Genomic DNA, 26,778 nt, shown 5'->3' with positions numbered 1-26,778 from the left:
GGGCACCGTCGCGCCGGTCGGGGTGCTGGCGCCCGGCCACTACGCTCGCAGGAGCCCGAACACCCCGATCGTCAGGAGCCCCCTGTGTCTGCCGCGCCCGCCGAATCCGCCGTCGTCACCGTCCTGGTGCCGGCCGGGACCACGGCCACCCAGGCGCTCAAGGACGCCGGGGTCCCGCTCAAGGGTCCCGACGGCGCGGTCGTCGTGCGGGTCGCCGGTGAGCTCAAGGACCTCGCCTGGGTCCCCGACGCCGACACCGAGGTCGAGCCCGTCCCGGCCGCGAGCCCGGACGGCCGCGCGGTGATCCGGCACTCCACCGCCCACGTGCTCGCCCAGGCCGTGCAGGACCTGTTTCCCGGCACCCGGCTGGGCATCGGCCCGCCGGTGGAGAACGGCTTCTACTACGACGTCGACCCCGAGCGGCCCTTCACCCCCGAGGACCTGCAGGCGATCGAGAAGCGCATGCAGGCCATCGTCAAGGAGGGCCAGTTCTTCGCCCGCCGCGAGATCAGCGACGACGACGCCCGGGCCGAGCTGGCGCACGAGCCGTACAAGCTCGAGCTGATCGGCCTCAAGGGCGGGGCCGGTGAGGCAGCCGAGGGTGCCGACGTCGAGGTGGGCGGCGCGCAGCTGACCATGTACGACAACCTCGACCCGAGGTCGAAGGAACGGGTCTGGACCGACCTGTGCCGCGGCCCGCACCTGCCGCGCACCTCGACCATCCCGGCGTTCGCGCTGACCCGGGCGGCCGCCGCCTACTGGCGCGGCAGCGAGAAGAACCCGCAGCTGCAGCGGGTGTACGGCACCGCGTGGGAGTCCAAGGACGCCCTGAAGGCCCACCAGGAGCAGCAGGCCGAGGCCGAGCGCCGCGACCACCGCAAGCTGGGCGCCGAGCTGGACCTCTTCAGCTTCCCCGACCAGGTCGGGTCCGGGCTGGCGGTCTTCCACCCCAAGGGCGGGATCATCCGGCGCGAGCTGGAGAAGTACAGCCAGCGGCGGCACGAGGAGGCCGGCTACTCCTTCGTCAACACCCCGCACATCACCAAGGGCCAGCTGTTCGAGACCTCGGGCCACCTGGACTGGTACGCCGAGGGCATGTACCCGGCGATGCAGCTCGACGAGGAGCGCGACAGCGAGGGCGTCGTCCGCCGGCAGGGGCAGGACTACTACCTCAAGCCGATGAACTGCCCGATGCACAACCTGGTCTTCGACTCCCGCGGCCGGTCCTACCGCGAGCTGCCGCTGCGGCTGTTCGAGTTCGGCACCGTCTACCGGTACGAGAAGTCCGGTGTGGTGCACGGCCTGACCCGGGCCCGCGGGTTCACCCAGGACGACGCGCACATCTACTGCACCCCCGAGCAGATGGCCGGCGAGCTCAAGGCCCTGCTGGACTTCGTGCTGGGCCTGCTGGCCGACTACGGCCTCAGCGACTTCTACCTGGAGCTGTCCACCCGCAACCCGGAGAAGTCCGTGGGCACCGACGAGAGCTGGGAGCGGGCCACCGAGGCGCTGCGCCAGGCCGCCGTCGACTCCGGCCTCGAGCTCTTCCCGGACCCGGGCGGCGCGGCGTTCTACGGCCCGAAGATCTCCGTGCAGGCCAAGGACGCCATCGGGCGCACCTGGCAGATGTCGACCATCCAGGTCGACTTCAACCTGCCCGAGCGCTTCGGTCTGGAGTACACCGCCGCCGACGGGTCCCGGCAGCGGCCGGTGATGCTGCACCGGGCGCTGTTCGGCTCCATCGAGCGGTTCTTCGGCGTGCTCACCGAGCACTACGCCGGCGCCTTCCCGGCGTGGCTGGCCCCGGTGCAGGTGGTCGGCATCCCGATCACCGACGACCAGATCCCGTACCTGGAGGACGTCGCCCGGCAGCTGCGGGCCCGCGGCCTGCGGGTCGAGGTCGACGACTCCGACGACCGGATGCAGAAGAAGATCCGCAACGCCTCCAAGCAGAAGGTGCCCTTCGTGCTCATCGCCGGGGCCACCGACGCCGAGGCCGGCGCGGTGTCCTTCCGCTACCGGGACGGCAGCCAGCGCAACGGGGTGCCCGTCGCCGAGGCCGTCGAGGCGGTCGCCGACTGGGTCGCCCAGCGCCGCAACGACGACCCGACGGCCCCGGCCGAGGTCGCCGCCGCCGAGACCACCGCGTGAACCCGGACGACGGAGGGCCGACGACGGTCTTCGAGCGGCTCTGGACCCCGTACCGGATGGCCTACATCCAGGGCGAGGGCAAGCCGACCGACGCCCACGACTGCCCGTTCTGCCTGATCCCGGCGATGAGCGACGTCGACGGGTTGGTCGTGGCCCGCGGCGAGACCGTCTACGCCGTGCTGAACAAGTTCCCGTACAACCCCGGGCACCTGATGGTCGTCCCGTACCGGCACGTCGCCGACTACACCGACCTCACCGTCGCCGAGGTCGCCGAGCTCGGGGCCTGCACCCAGACCGCGATGGCCGTGGTGCGCGAGGTCAGCGGCGCGCACGGGTTCAACATCGGGATGAACCAGGGCTCGGTGGCCGGGGCCGGCATCGCCGACCACCTGCACCAGCACGCCGTCCCGCGCTGGGGCGGGGACACCAACTTCATGCCGGTGCTCGGGCTGACCCGGGTGCTGCCGCAGGTGCTCACCGACACCCGGCAGCTGCTCGCCGACGCCTGGCCCGCCCCCGAGGCCGGCTGATGCTCGGGGTCAACCTGCGGCCGGCCGTGGCCAAGGTGTGGGCGCCCGTCGTCCGCACCCTGCTGCGGCTCGGGGTCACCGCCGACGCGATCACCCTCCTCGGCACGGTCGGGGCGGTGGTCTCCGCGGTGTTCGTCATCGGCAACGGCGTGCTGTTCTGGGGCGCCTTCGCGGTCACCGTGTTCGTGCTGCTGGACATGCTCGACGGCGCGCTGGCCCGGGCCCGCGGCGGCGGCTCGGTCTTCGGCGCGGTGCTGGACTCCACCGGCGACCGGGCCGCCGACGCGGCGATCTTCGCCGGGCTGGTCTGGTGGTTCTCCGGCGAGGGCGACAACCGCATGGTCGTGTGGCTGTCGCTGACCTGCCTGGTGCTGGGCGTGCTGACCTCCTACGTCAAGGCCCGCGCCGAGGGAATGGGCCTGACCTGCGACGTCGGCCTGGTCGAGCGCACCGAGCGGCTGATCCTGATCCTGGTCGGCACCGGCTTCACCGGCCTGGGCATCCCGTACGCGCTGCAGGTCTGCCTCTGGCTGCTGCTGGTGGGCTCCACGATCACGGTCGGGCAGCGGTTCGCCACGGTCTACCAGCAGTCCCGCGGGCAGGCGCTGCCGGTGACGCCCCCGACCCCGTGAGCCGGGTCGAGGCCCTGCGGGACCGCCTGGTCGACGCCGGGTACGCCGCTGGCTGGGGCGCGGTCAAGGCGCTGCCCGAGCCGGTGGCCCGCGCGGCGTTCGACCGGGCCGGCGGCTGGGCCGCCGGCCGGCAGGGGAAGGGCGTCCGCCAGCTGCGGGCCAACCTCGCCGTCGTCACCGGGCTGACCGGGGACGACCTCGACGCCCTGACCGCCGACGCGCTGCGCTCCTACGCCCGGTACTGGATGGAGGCCTTCCGGCTGCCCACGCTGGGGGTGCCCCGGCTGCTGGCCGGCACCACCGTCGTCGGCACCGAGCACCTGGACGCCGCCCGCGCCGCCGGCCGGCCCGTCGTCCTCGCGCTGCCGCACAGCGGCAACTGGGACGCCGCCGGGGTCTGGCTCGTCGACTGGCTCGGCGGGCCGTTCATGACCGTCGCCGAGCGGCTGCGGCCCGAGGCGCTGTACGAGCGCTTCCTGGCCTACCGGGAGTCCCTGGGCTTCCGCGTCGTGCCGCTCACCGGGGGAGCCCGGCCGAGTTCCGCGCTGCTCAAGGAGTGGCTGGGCGCGGGCCGGTCGGCGTGCCTGCTGGTGGACCGCGACCTGACCGCGGCCGGCATCCCGGTCACCTTCTTCGACCGGCCCACCACGATGCCCGGCGGCCCGGCCCTGCTGGCCGCGCAGACCGGTGCCGCGCTGATGCCGGTGGTCTCGCACTTCGACGGCACGGGCTGGCGGCACACCGTCCACGCCGAGGTCGACGTGCACGGCGCGGGCCGGCTGCGCGAGCGGGTGCACGCCGGCATGCAGGGGGTGGCCGACGCCTTCGCGGTCAGCATCGCCCAGCGGCCCGTGGACTGGCACCAGCTCGGCCGGATCTGGGCCGACGTCACCCCGGACCCGGCCCGGTGAGGATCGGCCTGGTCTGCCCGTACCAGTGGGACGTGCCCGGCGGGGTGCAGTACCACGTGCGCGACCTCGCCGACACGCTGCGCGGGCTGGGCCACCACGTCGAGATCCTCACCCCGGCCCTGCACGAGGAGAACCTGCCCGCCGAGCACGTCACCTGGGCCGGCCGGGCCAACGCGGTGCCCTACAACGGGTCCATGGCCAGCTGGCAGTTCGGCCCCGTGTCGGCCACCCGGGTCCGCCGCTGGCTGCGCGACGGGCACTTCGACGTCGTCCACGTGCACGAGCCGGCGCCGCCGTCGGTGTCGCTGCTGGTCTGCATGCTGGCCCGCGGGCCGATCGTGGCCACCTTCCACGCCGCCGCCATCCGCTCGCTGTTCCTCTCCGCCTGGGGCCCGGTCGTGCGCCCGTGGCTGGAGCGGATCGCCGGCCGGATCGCGGTGTCGGACTTCGCCCGCCGGCTGCAGGTCGAGCACCTGGGCGGGGACGCCGTCGTCATCCCCAACGGCGTGCACGTGCACGCCTTCGCCGAGGGCCCGGTGCTGCCCGGGTACCAGCGGGGGAGCAGCACGCCGACGGTGGGCTTCCTGGGCCGCTACGACGAGCCGCGCAAGGGCCTGCCGGTGCTGCTGGAGGCGATGCGCACCGTCGTCCGGGAGTGCCCCGGTGCCCGGTTGCTGGTCGCCGGCCGCGGCGACCCCGACGAGCTGCGCGCCCTGCTGGGGCCGGACCTGGAACCGGCCGTGACGTTGCTCGGCGAGCTGTCCGAGCCGGACAAGGCCGCCTTCCTGCGGTCGGTCGACGTGTACTGCGCCCCCAACCTGATGGGGGAGAGCTTCGGCATCGTGCTGGTCGAGGCCATGGCCGCCGGTGCCCCCGTGGTCGCCGCCGACCTCGACGCGTTCGCCCGCGTGCTCGAGGACGGCGACGCCGGCGTGCTGGTCCGCCGCGGCGACGCCAGCGCCCTGGCCCGGGTGCTGGTCGACCTGCTGGCCTCCCCGGCGCGGCGGGCGGAGCTGACCGCCGCCGGGCACCGCCGGGCCGCGGACTTCGACTGGGCCACGCTGGCCCAGCAGGTGCTCGCCGTCTACGAGACCGTCGCGCCGCCGGGCGGCGGCGAGGTCACCGCGGCCGACGACGACCCGCCCGACGTCGAGCCCGCGGAGACCCCGGCCGCCGACCGGTTCCTGCCCCGCTGGCTGCGCCGCGGACCGGGGGCCTGAGGACGGCGGTAGCGTCCTCCGGCGTGGCACCGACCAGCTGGACCCTCCTCGTCGCCGGGGTGCTGCTCGTCCTGCTGCTGGTCTGGGTCACGTTCACCCTCACCCGCCTGCGCCGGCTGGAGAGCCGGGTGACCCGCGCCTGGGACGTGCTGGACGTCGCGCTGGCCCGGCGGGCCGACCTGCTGGCCGCGGTGGGCCGGGAGCGTTCGGCCGAGCTGGGCCCCGACCGGGGCGCCGCGCTCACCGGCGCCGTCGAGGTGTCCCGCCGTCCCCCGGGCGGGGACCGGGAGGCCGCGGAGAACGCGCTGGGCCGCGTGCTGCGGGAGCTGCCCGGGTCCTTGCGCGGACCCGAGCTGGACGACGCCGGCTGGCGCGTCGGGCTGGCCCGCCGGTTCTACAACGACGCGGTCCGGGACACCCGGGCCCTGCGCCGCCGGCCGCTGGCGCGGGTGCTGCGGCTGCCCGGCCGTCGTCCGCTGCCCCGGTTCTTCGACATCGACGACGGCCTGGACGCGGTGGTCGGTGCCGGGCGGTCGGAGGGCCGCTGACACGGACCTAGGATGGGTCGTCCGCAACCGACCCGACTCCGAGGCAGGCACCACCATGTCCGAGACCACCCCGAGCACCACCGGCACCGACCGCGTCAAGCGCGGCATGGCCGAGCAGCTCAAGGGCGGCGTGATCATGGACGTCGTCGACGCCGCGCAGGCCCGGATCGCCGAGGACGCCGGCGCCGTCGCCGTGATGGCCCTCGAGCGGGTCCCCGCCGACATCCGCGCCCAGGGCGGCATCGCCCGCATGAGCGACCCGGACATGATCGACGGCATCATCGCCGCGGTCTCCATCCCGGTGATGGCCAAGGCCCGGATCGGGCACTTCGTCGAGGCCCGCGTGCTGCAGAGCCTGGGCGTGGACTACATCGACGAGTCCGAGGTGCTGACCCCGGCCGACGAGGCGCACCACATCGTCAAGACCGACTTCACCGTGCCCTTCGTCTGCGGTGCCACCGACCTGGGCGAGGCGCTGCGGCGGATCTCCGAGGGCGCGGCGATGATCCGCTCCAAGGGCGAGGCCGGCACCGGCAACGTCGTGGAGGCCACCCGGCACATGCGCTCGATCCGTGCGGGCATCCGCCGGCTGTCGACCCTGGACGAGACCGAGCTCTACGTGGCGGCCAAGGAGCTGCGCGCGCCCTACGACCTGGTCCTCGAGGTCGCCCGCACCGGGAAGCTCCCGACCGTGCTGTTCACCGCCGGCGGCATCGCCACCCCCGCGGACGCGGCGATGATGATGCAGCTGGGCGCCGACGGCGTCTTCGTCGGCTCGGGCATCTTCAAGTCCGGCGACCCGGCGCAGCGCGCGGCCGCCATCGTGCAGGCCACCACCTTCCACGACGACCCGTCGGTGATCGCCAAGGTCAGCCGCGGTCTCGGCGAGGCCATGGTCGGGATCAACATCGACCAGATCCCGGCCGAGCAGCGGTACGCGAACCGCGGCTGGTGAGCGCGCCCCGCATCGGGGTGCTCGCGCTGCAGGGCGACGTCCGGGAGCACCGCGCCGTGCTCGAGGCGCAGGGCGCCCGTACGTCGGCCGTCCGGCGGCCCGAGGAGCTCGACGGCCTCGACGGCCTCGTGCTCCCGGGCGGGGAGTCCACGACCATCGCCAAGCTCGCCCACCGCTGGGGGCTGCTGGAGCCGCTGCGCGCTGCCGTCCGCGGCGGGCTGCCCGCCTACGGGTCCTGCGCCGGGATGATCCTGCTGGCCGACCGGCTGCTGGACGCCCCGGCCGACCAGCAGACCATCGGCGGGCTGGACGTCACCGTGCGGCGCAACGCCTTCGGCCGGCAGGTCGACAGCTTCGAGTCCGAGGTCGACGTAGCCGGGGTCCCGGGTGGCCCGGTGCACGCGGTCTTCATCCGCGCGCCGTGGGTCGAGGAGGCCGGCGAGCAGGTGCAGGTCCTCGGCCGGGTCTCCGGCGGACCGGCCGACGGTAGGATCGTCGCGGTCCGCCAGGGCAGCGTCGTCGCCACCAGCTTCCACCCGGAGCTCACCGGCGACACCCGGCTGCACCGGCTCTTCGTCGAGTTGGTGCGCGCCGCCGCCTGAGCGGAGGAGACGTGCGGACGGCGCCGACGACGGCGCCACCAGGTGAGGAGCAGCGATGAGCGGCCATTCCAAGTGGGCGACGACCAAGCACAAGAAGGCTGGCATCGACGCCAAGCGGAGCAAGCTCTTCGCGAAGCTGATCAAGAACATCGAGGTCGCGGCGCGCACCGGCGGCGGTGACGTGCAGGGCAACCCGACGCTGTTCGACGCCGTCCAGCGCGCCAAGAAGTCCTCGGTGCCGATCGACAACATCAACCGCGCGGTCAAGCGCGGTGCGGGCCTGGAGGCCGGCGGTGTCGAGTACCAGGGCATCACCTACGAGGGCTACGCCGCCGGCGGTGTCGCGGTGCTCATCGAGTGCCTCACCGACAACAAGAACCGCTCGGCCATGGAGGTCCGCACCGCCATGACCCGCAACGGCGGTTCGATGGCCGATCCCGGCTCGGTGTCCTACATGTTCAGCCGCAAGGGCGTCGTGGTCGTGCCCTCGACCGGCACCAGCGAGGACGCCGTCATGGAGGCCGTGCTGGACGCCGGCGCCGAGGAGGTGCGCGACCTCGGCGACACCTTCGAGGTGGTCAGCGAGCCCACCGACCTGGTCGCCGTCCGCACCGCGCTGCAGGACGCCGGGATCGACTACGACTCCGCCGAGGCCGCCTTCGTGCCCAGCGTGCAGGTCGAGCTGGACGAGGACGCCGCGGGCAAGGTCTTCCGGCTGATCGACGCCCTCGAGGACTGCGACGACGTGCAGAACGTGTACGCCAACTACGACGTGTCCGACGACGTCATGGAGAAGATCGCCGCTGACGCCTGACGTGTCGCGCCCGGGTCGGGCCTCGGTGGCCCGTACCCTGTCGAACACTTGTTCGTCCGAGGGGGAGCCGTGCGCGTGCTGGGGATCGACCCGGGGTTGACCCGGTGCGGGTGGGGCGTCGTCGACGGTCGGCCCGGGGCCCGTCCGGCGGCCGTCGGGGTCGGGGTGGTCCGCAGCGACCACACCCTGGCCCTGGAGCTGCGCCTGCTCGAGCTGCACACCGCGGTCACCGCGCTGGTCCGCGAGCACCAGCCCGACGTGGTGGCCATCGAGCGGGTCTTCCAGCAGAACAACAAGGGGACGGCGATCGGCACCGCGCAGGCCGCCGGGGTCGCCGCCCTCGCCGCCGCCCAGGCCAGCCGGCCGGTGCACTGGCACACCCCGAGCGAGGTCAAGGCCGCCATCTCCGGCAGCGGCCGCGCCGGCAAGGAGCAGGTCACGCTGATGGTCACCCGGATCCTCGGGCTGGACACCCCACCCCGGCCCGCCGACGCCGCCGACGCGCTGGCGCTGGCGGTCTGCCACGTCTGGCGCGGCCCCACCCAGGACCGGCTGCGGGTCGCCGCGCTGGCCACCGGCGCCGGCATCGCGCAGGGCCCGCTGACCACCGCACCGCGGCCGGCCGTGCGGGCCAGCCGCTGGCAGGGCATCGGGAGCGTGTCGTGATGGCCTCGTGATCGCCAGCGTCGCGGGACGGGTGGCCGCGGTCTCCCCGGACGGCGCCGTCGTCGAGGTCGGCGGCATCGGCCTGTCCGTGCAGTGCACCCCGGGCACGATCGCCCGCCTGCAGGTCGGCGAGGACGCCCGGCTGGCGACCAGCCTGGTGGTGCGCGAGGACTCGCTGACCCTCTACGGCTTCGCCGACGACGACGAGCGCCAGCTGTTCGAGCTGCTGCAGACCGCCAACGGCGTCGGCCCCCGGCTGGCCCAGGCGGTGCTGGCGATCCACCCGCCGCGCGACGTGCGCCGGGCGGTGGCCACCGCCGACCTCAAGGCGCTCATGCAGGTGCCCGGCATCGGCAAGAAGGGCGCCGAGCGGCTGGTCCTGGAGCTGCGCGACCGGTTGGGCTCGCCCACCGGGGACACCAGCCTGGACGCCGCCAGCGCCGCGGCCGGTGCCACCGGTCGCCAGGTCGCCCCGGTCGCCCCCTGGCGCGACCAGCTCACCACCGCCCTGGTCGGGCTGGGCTGGAGCGTGCGCGAGGCCGAGGGCGCGCTGGCCCAGCTCGCCCCGGTCGTCGACGAGCAGATCGCGGAGAACGGCAGCGTCGACGTCGCCGTCCTGCTCCGGCAGGCGCTGCGGCTGCTGGGCCGCGCATGACCTCGCCCGAGTCCGAGCCCGGCTCCGCGGCGAGCCCGTGGGCCGGTGACGAGGAGCGCGTCGTGGAGTCCGCGCTGCGCCCGCACTCGCTGGGGGAGTTCGTCGGCCAGCCGAAGGTCGCCCGGCAGCTGGACCTGGTGCTCGAGGGCGCCAAGCGCCGCGGTCGGCCGCCGGACCACGTGCTGCTGTCCGGACCGCCCGGCCTGGGCAAGACGTCGCTGGCGCTGATCATCGGGGCCGAGCTCGGCACCACCGTGAAGATCACCTCGGGCCCGGCGATCGAGCGGTCCGGGGACCTCGCCGCGATGCTGTCCAACCTCGGCGAGGGCGACGTGCTCTTCATCGACGAGATCCACCGGATCGCCCGGCCCGCCGAGGAACTGCTCTACATGGCGATGGAGGACTTCCGGGTCGACGTCGTGGTCGGCAAGGGGCCCGGTGCCACCGCGATCCCGCTGGAGATCTCGCCGTTCACGCTGGTCGGGGCCACCACCCGCGCCGGCCTGCTGACCGGTCCGCTGCGCGACCGGTTCGGCTTCGTGGGCCAGATGGAGTTCTACTCGACCGAGGACCTGCAGCTGGTGCTGCGCCGCAGCGCTGACCTGCTGGGGGTGGCCATCGACGCCGAGGGCGCTGCCGAGATCGCCGGCCGCTCCCGCGGCACCCCGCGGATCGCCAACCGGCTGCTGCGCCGGGTGCGCGACTACGCCGAGGTGCGCGCCGACGGCCGGGTGACCCGGGCGGTGGCCCGGGCCGCGCTGGCGCTCTACGACGTCGACGAGCTGGGCCTGGACCGGCTGGACCGCGAGGTGCTGCATGCCCTGGTCGCCAAGTTCAACGGCGGGCCGGTCGGCGTGGCCACCCTGGCGGTGGCCGTGGGGGAGGAGCCGCACACCGTCGAGGAGGTGTGCGAACCGTTCCTGGTACGGGCCGGGCTGCTGGCCCGGACCCCCCGCGGGCGGGTCGCCACGGAGGCCGCCTGGACCCACCTGGGGCTGCCCGTGCCCGACGGCGTGTGGCTGCGCGGGGGCACGCCGGGTGACCAGCCTGCGTCGCCCACCTTGTTCGACGCCTAGACTCCTCGGCGCCGGAGCGCCCGCCCCTGGGTGAGGTGCGCCCTGGCCCGGTCACGCCTGCGGGCGTACCGCAGCCGACGTCCCCGACGTGGCCGCCCCCCGGTGGCCACAACGACCGCGCGAACCCTGCGCGGTGGAGAGGCACGACAACCGTGGAGTTCTTCCCGCTGATCCTGCTGGTGCTCGCCTTCGCACTGCTGATCGTCCTGCCTGCCCGGCAGCGCAAGAAGATGGCCGCCAACGCCCAGGCGCTGCAGGAGTCCCTGACCGTCGGCACGCCGGTCATGCTGACCAGCGGCCTGCACGGCACGGTCGCCGCGATCGGCGAGGGCACCGTCGACATCGAGATCGCCCCCGGCGTCGTCGCCACCTTCGCCCGCCCGGCCGTGATGGAGGTGCGCACGAAGGACGGCGCCGTCCTCGACGCGCAGGCCGGCGAGGTCGTCCCGCCGACGGCCGAGCGCACCGGGTACGTGGACGGCGACGGCGACCCGGGCTCGACCACCGACCGCAAGGACTGACATGGCCTCCCGCCAGCTCCCGGCGTCCCGGTACTTCGGGGCGTTCATCCTGATCGTGGCCCTCATGTACGGCCTGATCTTCCTCACCGGTTCGCAGCGGACCCCGCAGCTGGGTCTGGACCTGCAGGGCGGCACCACGGTGACGCTCACCGCCGCGGTCCCCGGTGGCGGCACCCCCAGCCGCGAGGACCTGGAGCTGGCGCGCCAGATCATCGAGCAGCGCGTCAACGGTCTCGGCGTCGCCGAGGCCGAGGTGGTCACCGAGGGTGACTCCAACATCATCATCTCGGTGCCCGGCGAGGACGGCGACCAGGCCCGCGAGCTGGGCCAGACCGCCCAGCTGCGCTTCCGGCCGGTCGTCGGCGGACCCGAGGCGGCCACCACGGCCACCGATCCGGCGGCAACGGACCCGGCCGCACCCACGACCGACCCGGCAGCGCCCACGACCGACCCGGCAGCGCCGACGACGGACCCCGCAGCGCCGACGACGGACCCGGCCGCGACCAGCTCGGTCGCCCCGGACTCGCTGGCCGCGGAGGACACCACCGCCCCGGCCACGGACGCGACGCCGACCACCGACCCGGCCGCGGCGACCACTGCCCCCGCCGCGACGGACGGGTCGACCGACGGGACCACGGACGGCGCGGCCGCGACCCCGCTGACCCAGGAGCAGGCCGCCGCCGAGTACGCCACCCTGATCTGCTCGGCCGACGACACCTCCACCGGCGACGTCGACCTGGCCGAGTCCTACCTCGCCGCCTGCTCGGAGGACGGCACCGCCAAGTACCTGCTGGGCCCGGCCGTCGTCGAGGGCACCGAGGTCTCCTCGGCCAGCGCCGGCACCACGGCGCAGACCGGCGAGTGGGTCGTGAACGTCGACTTCTCCTCGCAGGGCTCCTCAACCTGGGCGGCCTACACCACCGCCAGCGTCGGCAGCGCGGTCGGCATCGTGCTCGACGGCCGGGTCGTGTCCGCCCCGACCATCAACAGCGCGATCACCGGCGGCACCACCCAGATCACCGGCTCGTTCAGCCAGACCGAGGCGCAGACGCTGGCCAACCAGCTGGAGTACGGCGCGCTGCCGCTGACCTTCACCCAGGCCACCGCGCAGACGATCACCACCGAGCTGGGCGGCGAGCAGCTGCGCGCCGGCCTGATCGCCGGGGCCGTGGGCATCGCCCTGGTGTTCCTCTACGCCCTGCTCTACTACCGCGCGCTCGGCCTGGTCATGATCGCCAGCCTGCTGCTGTCCGCGGTCGTGGTCTACGCCAGCCTGGTCCTGCTGGGCCGGGAGATCGGCTTCACGCTGAGCCTGGCCGGCATCGCCGGGTTCATCGTGAGCATCGGCATCACCGCGGACTCCTTCGTCGTCTACTTCGAGAGACTCAAGGACGAGATCCGCGAGGGACGGACGCTGCGCAGCGCCGTCCCGCGGGCCTGGGTCCGCGCCCGGCGCACGATCCTGAGCGCCGACTCGGTCAGCTTCCTGGCCGCCGCGATCCTCTACCTGCTCGCGATCGGCGACGTGAAGGGCTTCGCGTTCACCCTCGGCCTGTCCACGGTGCTCGACCTGCTCGTGGTCTTCCTCTTCACCCACCCGCTGATGGCGGTGCTCAGCCGGTTCCGCTCGTTCGGCTCGAGCCGGTTCTCCGGCCTCGGTGCCGTCGACGTCACCCGCCGCGCGACGACCGCGCCGCGGCCGGGTCAGCGGCCCACGGCCAGCACGGCCAGCACGGCCAGCGACAGGAGCGACCGATGACCGGCACCCCCCGCGACGGCGGCAGCGACCCCGCCGAGGAGCCCGTCGACGGGCCCGACGTCCCGGTCGGGACCGACGCCGACGAGACGCCGGACGAGTCCGACGCCGACATCCGGGAGGACGCCGCGCGGGACGCCGACGACGGCGCCCTGGCGGACGCCGGGCTGCCCACCGAGGGGGACACCCCGGCCGACTCCGCCGCGGTGCGGACGGCGCCGCGGAAGGCGTCGCTGGCCCACCGGCTCTACAACGGCGAGGCCGGGCTGGACGTCGTGGGGCGCAGCCGGTTCTGGTACAAGGTCACCGCCGTCGTGGTGCTGGTCTGCGTCGCGTCGATGATCTTCCGCGGGTTCAACTTCGGCATCGACTTCGAGGGCGGCAACAGCTTCCGGGTGCCGGCCTCGACGTCCCAGCTGGCCGACATCCGCGAGGCGGCCGAGGAGGCCGGCGCGCAGGTCTCCACCGCGCAGATCGTCGGCGGCAACACCGTGCTGCTGCGCACCGGCACGCTGGACAACGCCGCCGAGGCGACCGTGGTGTCGGCCATCGCCGATGCCGCCGGCGTCACCGACGCCCAGGTGAGCCCGGAGTCGGTCAGCGCCGACTGGGGCCGGGACATCACCGACCAGGCCCTGATCGCCCTGCTGGTCTTCCTGGCCGCGGTGGTCGTGTTCCTGGCCATCCGCTTCCAGCCCAAGATGGCCGTGGGCGCGATCGTCGCCCTGGCGCACGACATCATCCTGACCGCCGGCGTGTACTCCATCGTCGGTTTCGAGGTCACGCCGTCCACCGTCATCGGCTTCCTGACCATCCTCGGGTTCAGCCTCTACGACACCGTGGTGGTCTTCGACAAGGTCGACGAGAACGTCAAGGACCTGGAGAAGGGCGCCCGCATGACCTGGGGCGAGGCGGCCAACCTCGCGGTCAACCAGACCCTGATGCGCTCGATCAACACCTCGGTCATCGCGCTGCTGCCGGTGCTGGGGCTGCTGGTCGTCGGGGTCGTCGTCCTCGGCGTCGGCACCCTGCAGGACCTGGCCCTGGTGCTCACCGTCGGCCTGGCCGCCGGCACCTACAGCTCGATCTTCCTGGCCACCCCGGTGCTGGCCGACCTCAAGGCCCGGGAGCCCGGCGTGCAGGCGCTGCGCAAGCGGGTGCTGGCCCGCCGCGCGGCCGACGCCCGCGCGGCCGGCGGGGCGACCGCGGCCGGCCCGGTGGCCAGCGCCCGGCGGGCCCGGCCGGCCCGCTCGGCGACCGCCCTGGTCGACCGGGACGAGCTGCCCGAGCGCCCGGAGTCCTTCGAGCAGGTCGAGTCGCCGGCCTCGGTGACCCGGACGGCGACGGCCCCCAAGCCGGGCGCCCGGCCGCAGCGGCCCGGCGGCGGCAAGAAGCGTCGGTGAGCACCACCCCGCTCGCGGAGCTGATCGCCTCCATCGCGGTCGACATCCCGGACTTCCCGGAGCCCGGGGTGGTGTTCCGCGACCTGACGCCGGTGTTCGCCGACGCCTCGGCGTTCCGGCAGGTCGCCGAGGCTCTGGCCGGGTCGGTGCTGGAGGACCCGCGGGGCGCGGCGCTGCGGACCGGGCCGGACGACCCGGGGTTCGACGTCGTGGTCGGGGTGGAGGCCCGCGGCTTCCTGCTCGCGGCCGCCGTCGCGGTGGTCGCCGGCACCGGCGTCGTGCCGGTCCGCAAGGCCGGCAAGCTCCCGCGGTCCACGGTCTCGGCGGACTACACGCTCGAGTACGGGACGGCGACCCTCGAGCTGCACACCGACTCGATCACCCCGGGCCAGCGGGTGCTGGTCGTCGACGACGTGCTGGCCACCGGCGGCACGCTGGAGGCCGCCATCGGGCTGGTCGAGCGGGTCGGCGGGGTGGTCACCTCCGTCTCGGTGGTGATCGAGCTCCCGGCGCTCGGCGGCCGGCAGCGGGTGGCGCCGCACACCGTGCACGCCCTCTGGACCACCTGACGCAGGTCACCCTCCCGAGCGGTCCGCCGCCGGGAGGGCGTGGCTAGCATGGTGTGGGTCCAGTCCCCCCAGGACCCAGGAGTGGCCATGGCATCCGAGGTGGCTTCCCCTGCCGCGTCCGGGGCTGCACCGGCCGACCCGACGCCGCGGGCCGCGCTGCCCGACCGGCCGGCCGTGCAGCTGCCCGACGCCCGGCCGACCGACGTCCCGAGCGACGCCCCGCTCGAGGTCGTCGACGAGGGCACCGCGCTGGAGTCGGTCCCGCGTCGGCGGGTCCGCGACCGGCTGGCCCGCCGGATCGTCGCCGGCCAGCGCTCGACCGTCGTCCGGCCCGTCCTGGAGCCGTTGGCGGCCCTGCACCGCTCCAGCCACCCCAAGGCCGACCTGGCCCTGCTGCAGCGGGCCTACGACGTGGCCGAGGCCGCGCACGCCAGCCAGAAGCGCAAGTCCGGCGACCCCTACATCACCCACCCGCTCGCGGTGGCCACGGTGCTGGCCGGGCTGGGCATGGACACCACCACGCTGGTGGCCGCGCTGCTGCACGACACGGTGGAGGACACCGGGGTCGCCCTGGACACCATCACCGCGGACTTCGGGCCCGAGGTGGCCCACCTCGTCGACGGCGTCACCAAGATCGACAAGGTCAGCTTCGGGGACGGCGCCCAGGCCGAGACCATCCGCAAGATGATCGTGGCGATGGCCAAGGACCCCCGGGTGCTGGTCATCAAGCTGGCCGACCGGCTGCACAACATGCGCACCCTGCGCTTCCTCCCGCCGGAGAAGCAGGAGAAGAAGGCCCGCGAGACGCTGGAGATCCTCGCGCCGCTGGCCCACCGGCTGGGCATGAACACCATCAAGTGGGAGCTGGAGGACCTCGCGTTCGCCACGCTGTACCCCAAGCGCTACGACGAGATCGTGCGGCTGGTCGCCGAGCGGGCGCCGTCCCGGGACACCTACCTGTCCGAGGTGACCAGCGCGGTCACCGAGCAGCTCAAGGCAGCCAAGGTCGAGGCCGCCGTCACCGGCCGGCCCAAGCACTACTACTCGATCTACCAGAAGATGATCGTCCGCGGCCGTGACTTCACCGACATCTGGGACCTCGTCGGCATCCGGATCCTGGTGGACTCCGTCCGCGACGTCTACGCGGCGCTGGGGATCATGCACGCCCACTGGCAGCCGGTCCCCGGCCGCTTCAAGGACTTCGTGGCCATGCCGAAGTTCAACATGTACCAGTCGCTGCACACGACGGTGATCGGCCCGCAGGGCAAGCCGGTCGAGCTGCAGATCCGCACCCACGACATGCACCGCACGGCCGAGTACGGCATCGCCGCGCACTGGAAGTACAAGGAGAAGGCGCGCGGCGGCGGCCCGGTCACGCCGATGAAGCCCGGGTCCACCGGCGACGACATGCTGTGGCTGCGCCAGCTGCTGGACTGGCAGCGCGAGGCGCAGGAGCCCGGCGAGTTCCTGGAGACCCTGCGCTACGACCTGGGCCCGCAGGAGGTCTTCGTCTTCACGCCCAAGGGCGACGTGATCAGCCTGCCCGAGCAGTCCACGCCGGTGGACTTCGCCTTCGCGGTGCACACCGAGGTCGGCTACCGCTGCATCGGCGCCCGGGTCAACGGCTCGCTGGTGTCCCTGGACAGCAAGCTCGCCAACGGCGACGTCGTCGAGGTCTTCACCTCCCGGTCGCCCACCGCCGGCCCCAGCCGCGACTGGCTGGAGTTCGTCGGGTCCTCCCGGGCGCGCACCAAGATCCGGCAGTGGTTCACCAAGGAGCGCCGCGAGGACGCCGTCGACGCCGGCAAGGACGCGCTCACCAAGGCGATGCGCAAGGCCGGCCTGCCGCTGCAGCGGCTCATGGGCGGCGACGCGCTCAGCACGCTGGCCGCTGACCTGCACCACGCCGACGTCAGCGCGCTCTACGCCGCGGTGGGGGAGAACCACCTCTCGGCGTCCTCGGTCGTGGAGAAGCTGCTGGTCGCCCTGGGCGGCTCCGAGGGCGCCGCGGAGGACATCGCCGAGACCGCCATCCCCACCCGCCGCTCGGTGGCCCGCACCGCCAGCGGCGACCCCGGCATCGAGGTCACCGGCCGCACCGACGTGTGGGCCAAGCTCGCCAAGTGCTGCACCCCGGTGCCCGGCGACGACATCCTGGGCTTCGTCACCCGCGGCGGCGGCGTCAGCGTGCACCGCACCGACTGCACCAACGCCGACGACCTGCAGCGCAAGCCCGAGCGGCTGGTCGAGGTGGCCTGGGCCGCGCAGCCCGGCGCGGTGTTCCTGGTCGCCATCCAGGTCGAGGCCCTCGACCGGCACCGGCTGCTCTCCGACGTCACGAAGGCCCTGGCCGACGAGCGGGTCAACATCCTCTCGGCGTCGGTGCAGACCAGCCGCGACCGGGTGGCCATCAGCCGGTTCACCTTCGAGCTGGCCGACCCGGCCCACCTCGGCGCGGTGCTGCAGACGGTGCGCAACGTGGAAGGCGTCTTCGACGTGGAGCGCGTCACGGCGTGAATTGCGATCCTCCGGATCGCACCGCGGCCAGGAGCCGTGCCCCGGGGGCGACGAGCGACGCTGCTCCCGCCTCGGGTCAGGGGCGCTCGTGCCTCGGCCCCTGACCGTCGGCGGGACGGGGACGAGTCCCTCCTCGGGGAGGACGCCTCGTTCCTCGGCGCCCTCCCGTCGTCGGGACGGCCGCGGTGCGATCCGGAGGATCGCGATGAGCTCAGCCGGCGGGGGTCACTCCGGCGATCGTCACCGCGGTGGCGGGCTGGCCGTCCTGGCTGCCGTCGGCGGTGCCGAGCGCGGCGACCTGGTCGAGGACGCCGAGGCCGGCCTCGTCGATGGTGCCGAAGACGGTGTAGGCCGGGTCGAGCTGGCTGTCGCCGTAGACCAGGAAGAACTGGCTGCCGTCGGTGCCGTCACCGGCGTTGGCCATCGCCAGCACGCCGCGGCCGTAGGTCTCCGAGCCGGCCACGGCGGTCGGGAACGAGTACCCGGGGCCACCGGAGCCGGTCGCCGACGGGTCGCCGCACTGCAGCACCTTCAGGCCGTCGGAGGTGGTCAGCCGGTGGCACAGCGTCGAGTCGAAGAAGCTCTGCGAGGCCAGCGTGGCGAAGCTGTCCGCGGCGCAGGCGCCGGGGCCGGTGTAGTCCAGCGTGATGCCGATGTCGCCGGCGCTGGTCGAGATCGTCTCGGCCTGGGTGCCGGTGGGCAGGTCACCGGTGGGCGCGTCGACGGCGAAGGTGCCGGAGCTGCCCTGCGCGTCGTAGGTGTAGGTGCACGCCCCGGCGGTGGTGGTCTGGCCGGCCCGCTCGGCGCCCGGGCCGGCCAAGAAACATATACACATCTGACGCTGCCGACGATACTCCTTGTGGAGATCTCGGGGGGCGCCGTGTCATTTAAAAAAAAAAAATAATGCAGCTCTCGTGTCCGGTGGCGTTCCTACATAACATATCCATAAACGCCCCTGTACCTAACATCGCGTAGTTGTCTCACTATGCGCTGCACGTTCCATTNGGGGCGGCCGGGGCGGAGGTGGCCGCGCTCGAGCTGGCCGAGGCGGTGGAGCTGTCGTCGTCCCCGCCCAGGCCGGTGACCAGCAGGGCGGCACCGACGACCACCACGACGGCGGCGACGGTGACCCCGATCAGGACGTTGCGCCGACGGCGACGCTGCTGGGCCGCCCGCCGCTCCAGCTGCCGCTGCAGGTGACGTTGGGCGTTCTGACGGCGCTGCTTGTTGCTGACCACGGGTGCCGAGTCTAGGCAACCCTTCCTGGCGGTCTGCTGTGACGCCGGTCGTGTCGGGGGTGGCACGTACCCTGCGCAGGTGCTCATCCGCTCCTTCCCCGCCGGCGCGTTCGGCACCAACTGCTACGCCGTGGCGTCCGGCCCGCGGTCGGAGTGCGTCGTCGTCGACCCCGGCATGGAGGCCGTCGAGCCCCTCGCGGAGATGCTCGCCGCCGACGGCCTGAAGCCGGTCGCCGTCGTGCTGACCCACGGCCACCTCGACCACACGTTCTCGGTCCTGCCGGTCTGCGACGGGTACGGCATCCCGGCCTACCTGCACCCCGCCGACTCCGGGATGCTCTCGGACCCCGCGCGCTGGCACGGCCCGGCCCTGGCCCCGTTGATCTCCGGGGTGCGGCTGCCCGACCCGGCCGACGTGCTCGCCCTGGACGACGGCGCCACCCTGTCGCTGGCCGGCGTCGACCTCACCGTCCGGCACGCCCCGGGCCACACCCAGGGCTCGGTGATGTTCTCCCTGGACCTCGACGACTCCCCGGGTCTGCTGGCCGGCGACGTGCTGTTCGCCGGGTCGGTCGGCCGGGTCGACCTGCCCGGCGGGTCGTGGGAGTCGATGCTGGGCTCGCTGCGCGACGTCGTCCTGCCGCTGGACGACGCCACCGTCGTCCTCCCCGGGCACGGCCCGGCCACCACGATCGGGCGCGAGCGGGCCACGAACCCCTACCTGGCCGAGGCCTCGGCCGCGCCGAAGGGCCGCGGGCTGTGAGCGACCTCGTCGCCCCGAAGGGCACCTTCGACGTCCTGCCCCCGGACTCCGCGCGGTTCCTCGCCGTCCGCGAGACGCTGACCGCGCCGCTGCGCCGGGCCGGCTACGGCTACGTGGAGACCCCGGTCTTCGAGGACACCGCGGTGTTCGCCCGCGGCGTGGGGGAGTCCACCGACGTCGTCAGCAAGGAGATGTACACCTTCACCGACAAGGGCGGCCGCTCGCTGACCCTGCGGCCCGAGCTGACCGCCGGGCTGATGCGGTCCTTCATCGAGCACCGCCTCTACTCCGGCCCGCTGCCGGTGAAGCTGTGGAGCGTGGGCTCGGCGTTCCGCTACGAGCGCCCGCAGGCCGGCCGCTACCGGCACTTCACCCAGGTCGACGTCGAGGCCCTGGGCATCGACGACCCGGCGCTGGACGCCGAGGTGGTCGCCCTGGCCGACCAGGGCTACCGCGACCTGGGCCTCACCGGGTACGAGCTCCAGCTGACGTCGCTGGGCGACAGCACCTGCCGGCCGCAGTACCGCGAGCTGCTGACGGCGTTCCTGGCCAAGCTGGACCTCGACGAGGACACCCGGCGCCGGGCGGGGATCAACCCGCTGCGGGTGCTGGACGACAAGCGCCCCGAGGTGCAGGCCCAGCTGGTCGACGCCCCACTGATGGTCGACCACCTCTCCGACGCCACGAAGGCGCACTACGACGCCGTCCGGCAGCACCTGGCCGACCTCGGCGTGGCCTGGGTCGAGGCGCCCCGGCTGGTCCGCGGGCTGGACTACTACACGAAGACCACCTTCGAGTTCGTGCACGGCGGCCTGGGCTCCCAGTCCGGGATCGGCGGCGGCGGCCGGTACGACGGGCTGTCCGCCGCGCTGGGCGGGCCCGACGTGTCGGGCATCGGCTACGCCGTCGGGGTCGACCGCACCATCCTCGCGGTGCAGGCCGAGGGCCTGGACATCGCCGTCGAGTCCGGCGTGCAGGCCTTCGTGGTGCCGCTGGGCGCCGAGGCGAAGAAGCTCGCCGTCCGGTGGGTGGGCCAGCTGCGCGCCGCCGGGGTGTCCGCCGACACCGTGTACGGCGACCGCGGGCTCAAGGGCGCCATGAAGGCCGCCGACCGATCGGGTGCGGCCCAGGTCGTCGTGGTCGGGGACCGGGACCTGGCCGACGGCGTCGCGCAGCTGAAGACGATGGCCACCGGCGAGCAGGTGGCCGTGCCCCTGGGCGAGCTGGTCGACCGGGTGCGTGCGACGGTGGGGGCATGAGCATGGAGCAGCGCCCCCTGGGTCGTACCGGTGCCGATGTGTCCGTCGTGGGTCTTGGGACCTGGCAGCTCGGCGGGGACTGGGGCGACGTCAGCTCCGAGGGCGCCGCCGAGGTCCTGGACGCCGCCCTCGACGCCGGCGTCACCCTGCTGGACACCGCCGACGTGTACGGCGACGGCCGCTCCGAGGAGCGGATCCGGCAGGCCCTGGCACCCCGGTCGGACCGCCCGTTCGTGGCCACCAAGGCCGGCCGCCGCGCGGACCCGTTCGAGGCCGCCACCTACACGCCGGAGAACCTGCGGGCCTGGGTCGACCGGTCCCGCCGCAACCTGGGCGTGGACACCCTCGACCTGGTCCAGCTGCACTGCCCGCCCCCGGCCGTCTACTCCGACCAGCGGGTCTACGACACCCTCGACGGGTTCGTCGCCGACGGCTCGATCGCTGCCTACGGCGTCTCGGTCGAGACGGTCGAGGAGGGCCTGACCGCGCTCCAGCACGAGGGCGTGCAGTCCATCCAGGTGATCCTCAACGTCTTCCGGCGCAAGCCGCTGGAGCAGCTGCTGCCCGCCGCGGCCCGCGCCGGCGTCGGCATCCTGGCCCGGGTGCCGCTGGCCAGCGGTCTGCTGACCGGCAAGTACGACGAGTCGACGACGTTCGCCGCCGACGACCACCGCAACTTCAACCGCAACGGCGAGGCCTTCGACGTCGGCGAGACGTTCTCCGGCGTGCCCTACGACGTCGGCCTGGCCGCCGCCCGCGAGGTCGCCGCGATCGCCCCCGAGGGGGCCACCACCGCGGCGTTCGCGCTGCGCTGGGTGATCGACCAGCCCGGCGTCACCAGCGTCATCCCCGGGGCGCGCAACGTCGAGCAGGTGCTCGGCAACGTCGCCGCCGCCTCGCTCGCCCCGCTGACCGACGGCCAGCTCGCCGACCTCGAGCGGGTGTACGACGAGCGCATCCGCGCCCACGTGCACGCCCGCTGGTAGGTCCCACCTCTCTGCGTCCTGTCCCACCCCGCCGCCCCGAAAGGCACTCCCGTGCTCCGCACCCACGACGCCGGCACCCTCCGCGCTGCCGACGCCGGCACCACCGTCACCCTCGCCGGCTGGATCGCCCGCCGCCGCGACCACGGCGGGGTGGTCTTCCTGGACCTGCGCGACGGCTCCGGCTACGCCCAGGTCGTCGTCCGGGAGTCCGACGCGCACGCGCTGCGCAACGAGTTCTGCGTGCTGGTGACCGGGCAGGTGCAGGCCCGCCCGGACGGCAACGAGAACCCGGAGCTGCCCTCGGGCGAGATCGAGGTCGTCGCCTCGACCCTGCAGGTGCTGTCGACGTCGGCGCCGCTGCCGTTCCCGATCGAGACCGCGCAGGCCGCCGGGGACGACGTCCGCTACACCTACCGCTACCTCGACCTGCGGCGGCAGGGCCCGGCATCGGTCATGAAGCTGCGCAGCGAGATCAACCGGGTGGCCCGCGGCGTCATGGCCGGCAAGGGGTTCACCGAGGTCGAGACGCCGTCGCTGACCCGCTCCACCCCCGAGGGCGCCCGCGACTTCGTCGTCCCGGTGCGCCTGCAGCCCGGCTCCTGGTACGCGCTGCCGCAGTCGCCGCAGCTGTTCAAGCAGCTGCTGATGATCGGCGGGCTCGAGCGGTACTACCAGATCGCCCGGTGCTTCCGGGACGAGGACTTCCGCGCCGACCGGCAGCCGGAGTTCACCCAGCTGGACTTCGAGATGAGCTTCGTCGACCGGGACGACGTCCTGGACGTGGCCTCCTCCGTGGTCACCGCGCTGTGGAAGGAGCTCGCCGCCCACGACGTCGGCGAGATCCCGCGGATGACCTACCGCGAGGCGATGGACCGCTTCGGGTCCGACAAGCCCGACCTGCGGTTCGGCCTCGAGCTCACCGAGCTGACCGAGTTCTTCGCCGACACCCCGTTCCGGGTGTTCCAGTCGCCCTACGTCGGCGCCGTCGTCATGCCCGGCGGTGGCTCGCAGCCCCGCCGCACGTTCGACGCCTGGCAGGACTGGGCCCGCTCGCGCGGGGCCAAGGGCCTGGCCTACGTCACCGTCGCCGAGGACGGCACGCTGGGCGGCCCGGTCACCAAGAACATCTCCGACACCGAGCGGGCCGGCCTGGTCGAGGCCGTGGGCGCGAAGCCCGGCGACTGCATCTTCTTCGCCGCCGGCCAGCGCCGGACCTCCCAGGAGCTGCTGGGCGCCGCCCGCAACGAGATCGCCAAGCGGCTGGAGCTCATCGAGCCCGGGTCCTGGTCGTTCCTGTTCGTCGTGGACTTCCCGATGTTCGAGGAGACCGAGGAGGGGGGGTGGACCTTCATGCACCACCCCTTCACCTCGCCCACCCCGGAGTGGCGGGAGCGGTTCGCCGACGACAAGGGTGCGGCGCTGTCCGACGCCTACGACCTGGTGATCAACGGCAACGAGTGCATGTCCGGCTCGGTCCGCATCCACGACGCCGCGCTGCAGGAGCGGGTGTTCGAGACCCTCGGCATGTCCCGCGAGGAGGCCCGCGACCGGTTCGGGTTCTTCCTGGAGGCCTTCGCCTACGGCCCGCCGCCGCACGCCGGCGCCGCGCTGGGCTGGGACCGGCTGACCGCGCTGCTGGCCGGCGTGGACTCCATCCGCGAGGTCATCGCCTTCCCGAAGACCGGGGCCGGCTACGACCCGCTGACCGGTGCCCCGACGCCGATCAGCGACGCGCAGCGCAAGGAGGCCGGCATCGACTGGGTCGAGCCCCCCGCGAAGCCGGCCGCCGCGGAGGCCTGACCCGGACGTCCAGGGGTGCTGGGTAGCGTGGCTCACATGCTGCGCGCCCGCACCCTGCTCGGACCCGGACCCTGCAACCCCTACCCGGAGGCGACGGTCGCCCTCGGGCAGCCGCTGCTGGGTCACCTCGACCCGCTCTTCCTCCAGGTGCTGGACGAGACGTCCGACCGTCTGCGCACCGTCTTCGGCACGCAGAACCGGCGCACGCTGCCGCTGTCGGCCACCGGGTCCGCGGGCATGGAGGCGGCGTTCGTCAACACGCTGGGCCCCGGCGACGTCGCCGTCGTCGCGGTCAACGGGCTCTTCGGCCAACGGATGGCCGAGGTCGCCTCCCGCACCGGCGCCGAGGTGGTCACCGTCGACCACGAGTGGGGGCAGCCGGTCGACGCCGACCGGGTGCTGGCCGCGCACCCCTCGCCCAAGGTCATCGCCGCGGTGCACGCCGAGACCTCCACCGGCGTGGAGTCCGACATGGCCGCGCTGGGCGCCGGCAAGGGCGATGCGCTGCTGGTCGCCGACTGCGTGACGTCGCTGGGCGGCATCCCGGTCGCCCTGGACGAGTGGGGCGTGGACATCGCCTACTCGGGCTCGCAGAAGTGCCTGGGCGTCGCGCCCGGCCTGGCGCCGTTCACCATCAGCGACCGGGCGTGGGAGCGGCGGATCACCCGGCCGCAGTCCTGGTACCTCGACCTCGGTCTGCTCGGCGGGTACGCCGGCGAGGCCGGCGGCTCGGGTGGGCGGACCTACCACCACACCGCGCCGACCGGCATGGTCGTCTCGCTGCACGCCGGCCTGGGCCGGGTGCTCGAGGAGGGCCTGGACGCCGTCCACGCCCGGCACGCCGCCGCCGGTGCTGCGCTGCAGTCCGGCCTCGAGGCCCGCGGCATGCGGCTGTTCGCCGCGGCCGGCCACCGGCTGCCGGAGCTGACCACCGTGTGGGTGCCCGACGGCGTCGACTCCGCCGCCGTGCGCAAGCGCCTGCTGGACGAGTACGGCATCGAGATCGGCGGCGGCGTCGGCGAGTTCGCCGCCACCGTCTGGCGGATCGGCCTGATGGGCCACAACGCCCGCCCGGACTCGGTCGCCCTCGTCCTGGCCGCCCTGGACGCCGTCCTCGCCTGAGGGGCCTGTTGATCATCGTCAGCTGCAGGTGGGACACGCCCTCCGACGGCGTGTCCCACCTGCACGAGGCGATGATCAACGACGGGGTGGGCGCCAGCCGCGGGTGAGCAGCGCACGGCGGCTGCGGTCCACGACCGTGCGGGCGTTGCGGTGCCGGGCGGCGAAGCGCAGCAGCAGGTAGCCGTCGGCGGCCATCAGCGAGTACCGGTCGACGTCCCGCTCGAACTGGTCGCGCTCGGCGTGCTGGCGTCCCTCGTACTCCTCCAGCACGCGCCACTCCTCCCACCCGAGGTCGCCGTGGGCGACGACCGTGCCCCACCGGTCGCGGACGGGCACCTGCGGCTGGACCGGCGGCAGGTCGCTGTCGACCAGCCACCAGCGGATCTGGCTCTCCGGCCGGGACATCGCCCGGGCGTCCAGGTGCGGCGCCACCGCCCGGGCCCGGACCACGCCGCGGGCCCGCCCGGCCCGGGCCAGGCGGTCGGCCAGCTCCTCGGCGGTCACGGCTCCCGAGCGCAGCAGCGCGTCGCCGACGGCGCACAGCTCGTCGGCGGACATCACGGCAGCGCAGTCCAGGAAGGTCTGCGCTCCGCTGGTCACCCGCATCCCGTCGCGCTCGACGACGTCCTCGTGGGCCAGCGTGCGGATCCGGGTGACCACCTCGGCCCGCTGGGGGAGCACGCGGCGCGGGGTGAGCGCGACGGTGGGCCGCGCCGGCAGGTCGACGTGGGCGCCCAGCAGGTGCGCGGCGGTGAGGTGGCTGAAGGCGGCGTCGTCCGGCAGTCCCTGGGCGAGCAGCGCGAGCTGCTCCCTGCCGTCGAGCGCGTCGTCGAGCTGGACCCAGCGGTCGTGCGCCAGGTGCAGCCAGTCGGCGCCCTGCCGCCGACCCCGGCCGGCACCGGCGGCGGTCGCTGCGGCGGAGGTCAGCACCCGGGGGACGTCCATGCCGGCGACCGTGGACCGCCGCAGACATCCGTGGAGGCCGGTCGGGCGACCGGTGGACAACACCCCCTGATGTGCACGCCCACGAACGCCCGGCCGTGCAGCCTGCTAGGCCAACCCCCAGGGAGTTGATCATCGTCAGGTGCAGCCAGGGCGCGCCGGGGGACGGCGTGTCCGACCTGCAGCTGACGATGATCAACTCCGCCGGGCGGGGGCGGGGTCAGGCGTTGTTCAGCCTGGCCAGGTGCTCGGCGGTCAGCTGCACGTGGGTGGCGGCGGCCGAGTCCTGGATGCTCCGCGGCTTGCTCGCGCCGGGGATGGGGATGACCACGTCGGCCTGGGCGAGGTGCCAGGCCAGCGTCACCTGGTACACCGAGACACCCAGCTCCTCGGCGACCGCGCCGAACTCGGCGGCGGTGGTCGCCAGCGAGCCGGCGTCGCCCATCCCGCCGAACGGGCTCCAGGGGAACCAGGCGATGCCGTTGGCCGCGCAGTGCGCCAGCTCGCCGGCCGACGAGCGGTAGCCGGGGGAGAACTGGTTCTGCACGCTGACGAAGGCGTCGCCGCAGATGGCCCGGGCCTCGTCGATCTGGCCGATGTCGGCGTTGGACACCCCGACCATCCGCACCTTGCCGGCGTCGTAGAGGTCCTTGAGCGCGCCCATCGAGTCCGCCCACGGGGTCTGCGGGTCGGGCCGGTGGAACTGGTAGAGCCCGATGGCGTCCACGCCGAGGGCCTGCAGCGAGGCGTCGCACGCCCGCTCCAGGTACTCAGGTGAGCCGTCCAGGCCCCACTCGGTGCCGCCGGGCCGGGTGTGCCCGCCCTTGGTCGCGATGAGGACGTCGTCCGTCCCGCCCCACGACCGGACGGCGGCCGCCACCGTGCGCTCGTTGTGGCCCACCTCGGTGTCGTCGAGGCAGTAGGCGTCCGCGGTGTCGATGAGGGTGACCCCGGCGTCCAGCGCCGCGTGGACGACGGCCTCGGCCGCCTCCGCCGACGGGCGCTGGGGGGTGATGGACAGGGGCATGGCGCCCAGGCCGATGGCCGACACGGTGACCCGGCCGACGACGTCGTTGCCGATGGTGCGGTGCTGCACGAGGGGGTCCTCTCGGTCTGGAGATCCGTCGGGTGTGACTGCCCAC

25 protein-coding genes are annotated in these 26,778 nt (G+C 73.8%); 22 read left to right on the top strand and 3 right to left on the bottom strand.

The genetic code is table 11. From position 1 onward, the window contains the following. The first annotated feature begins 84 nt into the window (after positions 1-84). From thrS to LFA75_RS00815, 17 genes are all read left to right on the top strand, one after another. On the top strand, positions 85-2,151 hold the full coding sequence (gene thrS, locus LFA75_RS00895; protein ID WP_225231896.1) for a threonine--tRNA ligase: 2,067 nt from the start codon (positions 85-87) through the stop codon (positions 2,149-2,151). After that, a complete protein-coding gene (locus LFA75_RS00890; protein WP_225231895.1) occupies positions 2,148-2,681 on the top strand; it encodes an HIT family protein in 534 nt (177 codons plus the stop codon). The genes thrS and LFA75_RS00890 overlap by 4 nt, the downstream gene beginning before the upstream one ends. Further along, positions 2,681-3,313, top strand: a complete 633-nt coding sequence (pgsA, locus tag LFA75_RS00885) for a phosphatidylinositol phosphate synthase (RefSeq protein WP_225231894.1) — start codon at positions 2,681-2,683, stop codon at positions 3,311-3,313. Before LFA75_RS00890 ends, pgsA begins: the two co-directional genes overlap by 1 nt. Then, entirely contained in the window at positions 3,310-4,224 is a 915-nt protein-coding gene (locus LFA75_RS00880; protein WP_225231893.1) for a phosphatidylinositol mannoside acyltransferase, read from the top strand. Before pgsA ends, LFA75_RS00880 begins: the two co-directional genes overlap by 4 nt. Continuing rightward, positions 4,221-5,444 carry a glycosyltransferase family 4 protein gene (locus LFA75_RS00875; RefSeq protein WP_225231892.1) on the top strand — a complete coding sequence of 408 codons (1,224 nt, stop codon included), beginning with the start codon at positions 4,221-4,223 and terminating at the stop codon, positions 5,442-5,444. Before LFA75_RS00880 ends, LFA75_RS00875 begins: the two co-directional genes overlap by 4 nt. Positions 5,445-5,467: 23 nt before the next feature. Then, positions 5,468-5,992, top strand: a complete 525-nt coding sequence (locus LFA75_RS00870; protein WP_225231891.1) for a LemA family protein — start codon at positions 5,468-5,470, stop codon at positions 5,990-5,992. Between the two features lie 55 nt (positions 5,993-6,047). Beyond that, complete coding sequence (gene pdxS / locus LFA75_RS00865) at positions 6,048-6,947, top strand: pyridoxal 5'-phosphate synthase lyase subunit PdxS (protein WP_225231890.1); 900 nt, start codon at positions 6,048-6,050, stop codon at positions 6,945-6,947. Beyond that, positions 6,944-7,549, top strand: a complete 606-nt coding sequence (pdxT, locus tag LFA75_RS00860) for a pyridoxal 5'-phosphate synthase glutaminase subunit PdxT (protein WP_225231889.1) — start codon at positions 6,944-6,946, stop codon at positions 7,547-7,549. Before pdxS ends, pdxT begins: the two co-directional genes overlap by 4 nt. A gap of 55 nt (positions 7,550-7,604) precedes the next feature. Beyond that, entirely contained in the window at positions 7,605-8,363 is a 759-nt protein-coding gene (locus LFA75_RS00855; protein WP_056299502.1) for a YebC/PmpR family DNA-binding transcriptional regulator, read from the top strand. 75 nt (positions 8,364-8,438) lie between these two features. Then, a complete protein-coding gene (gene ruvC / locus LFA75_RS00850; RefSeq protein ID WP_225231888.1) occupies positions 8,439-9,029 on the top strand; it encodes a crossover junction endodeoxyribonuclease RuvC in 591 nt (196 codons plus the stop codon). A gap of 7 nt (positions 9,030-9,036) precedes the next feature. After that, positions 9,037-9,684: a Holliday junction branch migration protein RuvA gene (gene ruvA, locus LFA75_RS00845; RefSeq protein ID WP_225231887.1), complete on the top strand. Its 648-nt coding sequence runs from the start codon at positions 9,037-9,039 to the stop codon at positions 9,682-9,684. Then, positions 9,681-10,760, top strand: a complete 1,080-nt coding sequence (gene ruvB, locus LFA75_RS00840) for a Holliday junction branch migration DNA helicase RuvB (protein WP_225231886.1) — start codon at positions 9,681-9,683, stop codon at positions 10,758-10,760. The genes ruvA and ruvB overlap by 4 nt, the downstream gene beginning before the upstream one ends. 152 nt (positions 10,761-10,912) lie before the next feature. Next, positions 10,913-11,281, top strand: a complete 369-nt coding sequence (gene yajC, locus LFA75_RS00835; RefSeq protein WP_225231885.1) for a preprotein translocase subunit YajC — start codon at positions 10,913-10,915, stop codon at positions 11,279-11,281. A gap of 1 nt (position 11,282) precedes the next feature. Continuing rightward, positions 11,283-13,040 (top strand): protein translocase subunit SecD, encoded by a 1,758-nt coding sequence (gene secD, locus LFA75_RS00830; RefSeq protein WP_225231884.1) that lies wholly within the window; start codon positions 11,283-11,285, stop codon positions 13,038-13,040. Further along, entirely contained in the window at positions 13,037-14,440 is a 1,404-nt protein-coding gene (secF, locus tag LFA75_RS00825; protein ID WP_225231883.1) for a protein translocase subunit SecF, read from the top strand. The genes secD and secF overlap by 4 nt, the downstream gene beginning before the upstream one ends. Continuing rightward, positions 14,437-15,009: an adenine phosphoribosyltransferase gene (locus LFA75_RS00820; protein WP_318249949.1), complete on the top strand. Its 573-nt coding sequence runs from the start codon at positions 14,437-14,439 to the stop codon at positions 15,007-15,009. The genes secF and LFA75_RS00820 overlap by 4 nt, the downstream gene beginning before the upstream one ends. 87 nt (positions 15,010-15,096) lie before the next feature. Further along, positions 15,097-17,526, top strand: coding sequence for a RelA/SpoT family protein (locus LFA75_RS00815; RefSeq protein ID WP_225231882.1), 2,430 nt, complete (start codon positions 15,097-15,099; stop codon positions 17,524-17,526). A 211-nt stretch (positions 17,527-17,737) separates the two neighbouring features. On the opposite strand, the gene LFA75_RS00810 is transcribed toward LFA75_RS00815, so the two are convergent. Then, a complete protein-coding gene (locus LFA75_RS00810; protein ID WP_225231881.1) occupies positions 17,738-18,361 on the bottom strand; it encodes a peptidylprolyl isomerase in 624 nt (207 codons plus the stop codon). 482 nt (positions 18,362-18,843) lie between these two features. On the opposite strand from LFA75_RS00810, the gene LFA75_RS00805 reads away from it, so the two are divergent. Genes LFA75_RS00805 through LFA75_RS00785 form a run of 5 tightly spaced genes read left to right on the top strand, consistent with a single transcriptional unit; the run spans position 18,844 to position 24,694 of the window. Next, positions 18,844-19,527, top strand: a complete 684-nt coding sequence (locus LFA75_RS00805) for an MBL fold metallo-hydrolase (protein ID WP_225231880.1) — start codon at positions 18,844-18,846, stop codon at positions 19,525-19,527. Further along, positions 19,524-20,786: a histidine--tRNA ligase gene (gene hisS, locus LFA75_RS00800; RefSeq protein ID WP_225231879.1), complete on the top strand. Its 1,263-nt coding sequence runs from the start codon at positions 19,524-19,526 to the stop codon at positions 20,784-20,786. The genes LFA75_RS00805 and hisS overlap by 4 nt, the downstream gene beginning before the upstream one ends. Further along, entirely contained in the window at positions 20,783-21,772 is a 990-nt protein-coding gene (locus LFA75_RS00795; protein ID WP_225231878.1) for an aldo/keto reductase, read from the top strand. Before hisS ends, LFA75_RS00795 begins: the two co-directional genes overlap by 4 nt. A gap of 51 nt (positions 21,773-21,823) precedes the next feature. Then, positions 21,824-23,572, top strand: coding sequence for an aspartate--tRNA ligase (aspS, locus tag LFA75_RS00790; RefSeq protein WP_225231877.1), 1,749 nt, complete (start codon positions 21,824-21,826; stop codon positions 23,570-23,572). 36 nt (positions 23,573-23,608) lie between these two features. Next, complete coding sequence (locus tag LFA75_RS00785) at positions 23,609-24,694, top strand: pyridoxal-phosphate-dependent aminotransferase family protein (protein ID WP_225231876.1); 1,086 nt, start codon at positions 23,609-23,611, stop codon at positions 24,692-24,694. A 75-nt stretch (positions 24,695-24,769) separates the two neighbouring features. Here the strand turns inward: LFA75_RS00785 and LFA75_RS00780 are convergent, their stop codons facing one another. Both LFA75_RS00780 and LFA75_RS00775 read right to left on the bottom strand, forming a co-directional pair. Next, positions 24,770-25,639, bottom strand: coding sequence for a hypothetical protein (locus LFA75_RS00780; protein ID WP_225231875.1), 870 nt, complete (start codon positions 25,637-25,639; stop codon positions 24,770-24,772). Positions 25,640-25,856: 217 nt separating this feature from the next. Next, complete coding sequence (locus tag LFA75_RS00775) at positions 25,857-26,732, bottom strand: aldo/keto reductase (RefSeq protein WP_225231874.1); 876 nt, start codon at positions 26,730-26,732, stop codon at positions 25,857-25,859. Between the last annotated feature and the right edge of the window lie 46 nt (positions 26,733-26,778).

Source organism: Klenkia terrae, assembly GCF_900491935.1.
GTDB lineage: Bacteria > Actinomycetota > Actinomycetes > Mycobacteriales > Geodermatophilaceae > Klenkia > Klenkia terrae.
The sequence above is the reverse complement of the archived record's forward strand: the minus strand, read 5'-3'. Positions and strand labels throughout refer to the sequence as shown.

What these genes read in the sequence shown, in the direction of transcription:
- pgsA (WP_225231894.1), top strand. Translation starts at nt 2,681, where the DNA reads ATGCTCGGGGTCAACCTGCGGCCGGCCGTGGCCAAGGTGTGGGCGCCC.
- pdxS (WP_225231890.1), top strand. Translation starts at nt 6,048, where the DNA reads ATGTCCGAGACCACCCCGAGCACCACCGGCACCGACCGCGTCAAGCGC.
- LFA75_RS00855 (WP_056299502.1), top strand. Translation starts at nt 7,605, where the DNA reads ATGAGCGGCCATTCCAAGTGGGCGACGACCAAGCACAAGAAGGCTGGC.
- ruvB (WP_225231886.1), top strand. Translation starts at nt 9,681, where the DNA reads ATGACCTCGCCCGAGTCCGAGCCCGGCTCCGCGGCGAGCCCGTGGGCC.
- secD (WP_225231884.1), top strand. Translation starts at nt 11,283, where the DNA reads ATGGCCTCCCGCCAGCTCCCGGCGTCCCGGTACTTCGGGGCGTTCATC.
- secF (WP_225231883.1), top strand. Translation starts at nt 13,037, where the DNA reads ATGACCGGCACCCCCCGCGACGGCGGCAGCGACCCCGCCGAGGAGCCC.
- LFA75_RS00815 (WP_225231882.1), top strand. Translation starts at nt 15,097, where the DNA reads ATGGCATCCGAGGTGGCTTCCCCTGCCGCGTCCGGGGCTGCACCGGCC.
- LFA75_RS00810 (WP_225231881.1), bottom strand. Translation starts at nt 18,361, where the DNA reads ATGTGTATATGTTTCTTGGCCGGCCCGGGCGCCGAGCGGGCCGGCCAG.
- LFA75_RS00795 (WP_225231878.1), top strand. Translation starts at nt 20,783, where the DNA reads ATGAGCATGGAGCAGCGCCCCCTGGGTCGTACCGGTGCCGATGTGTCC.
- LFA75_RS00785 (WP_225231876.1), top strand. Translation starts at nt 23,609, where the DNA reads ATGCTGCGCGCCCGCACCCTGCTCGGACCCGGACCCTGCAACCCCTAC.
- LFA75_RS00780 (WP_225231875.1), bottom strand. Translation starts at nt 25,639, where the DNA reads ATGGACGTCCCCCGGGTGCTGACCTCCGCCGCAGCGACCGCCGCCGGT.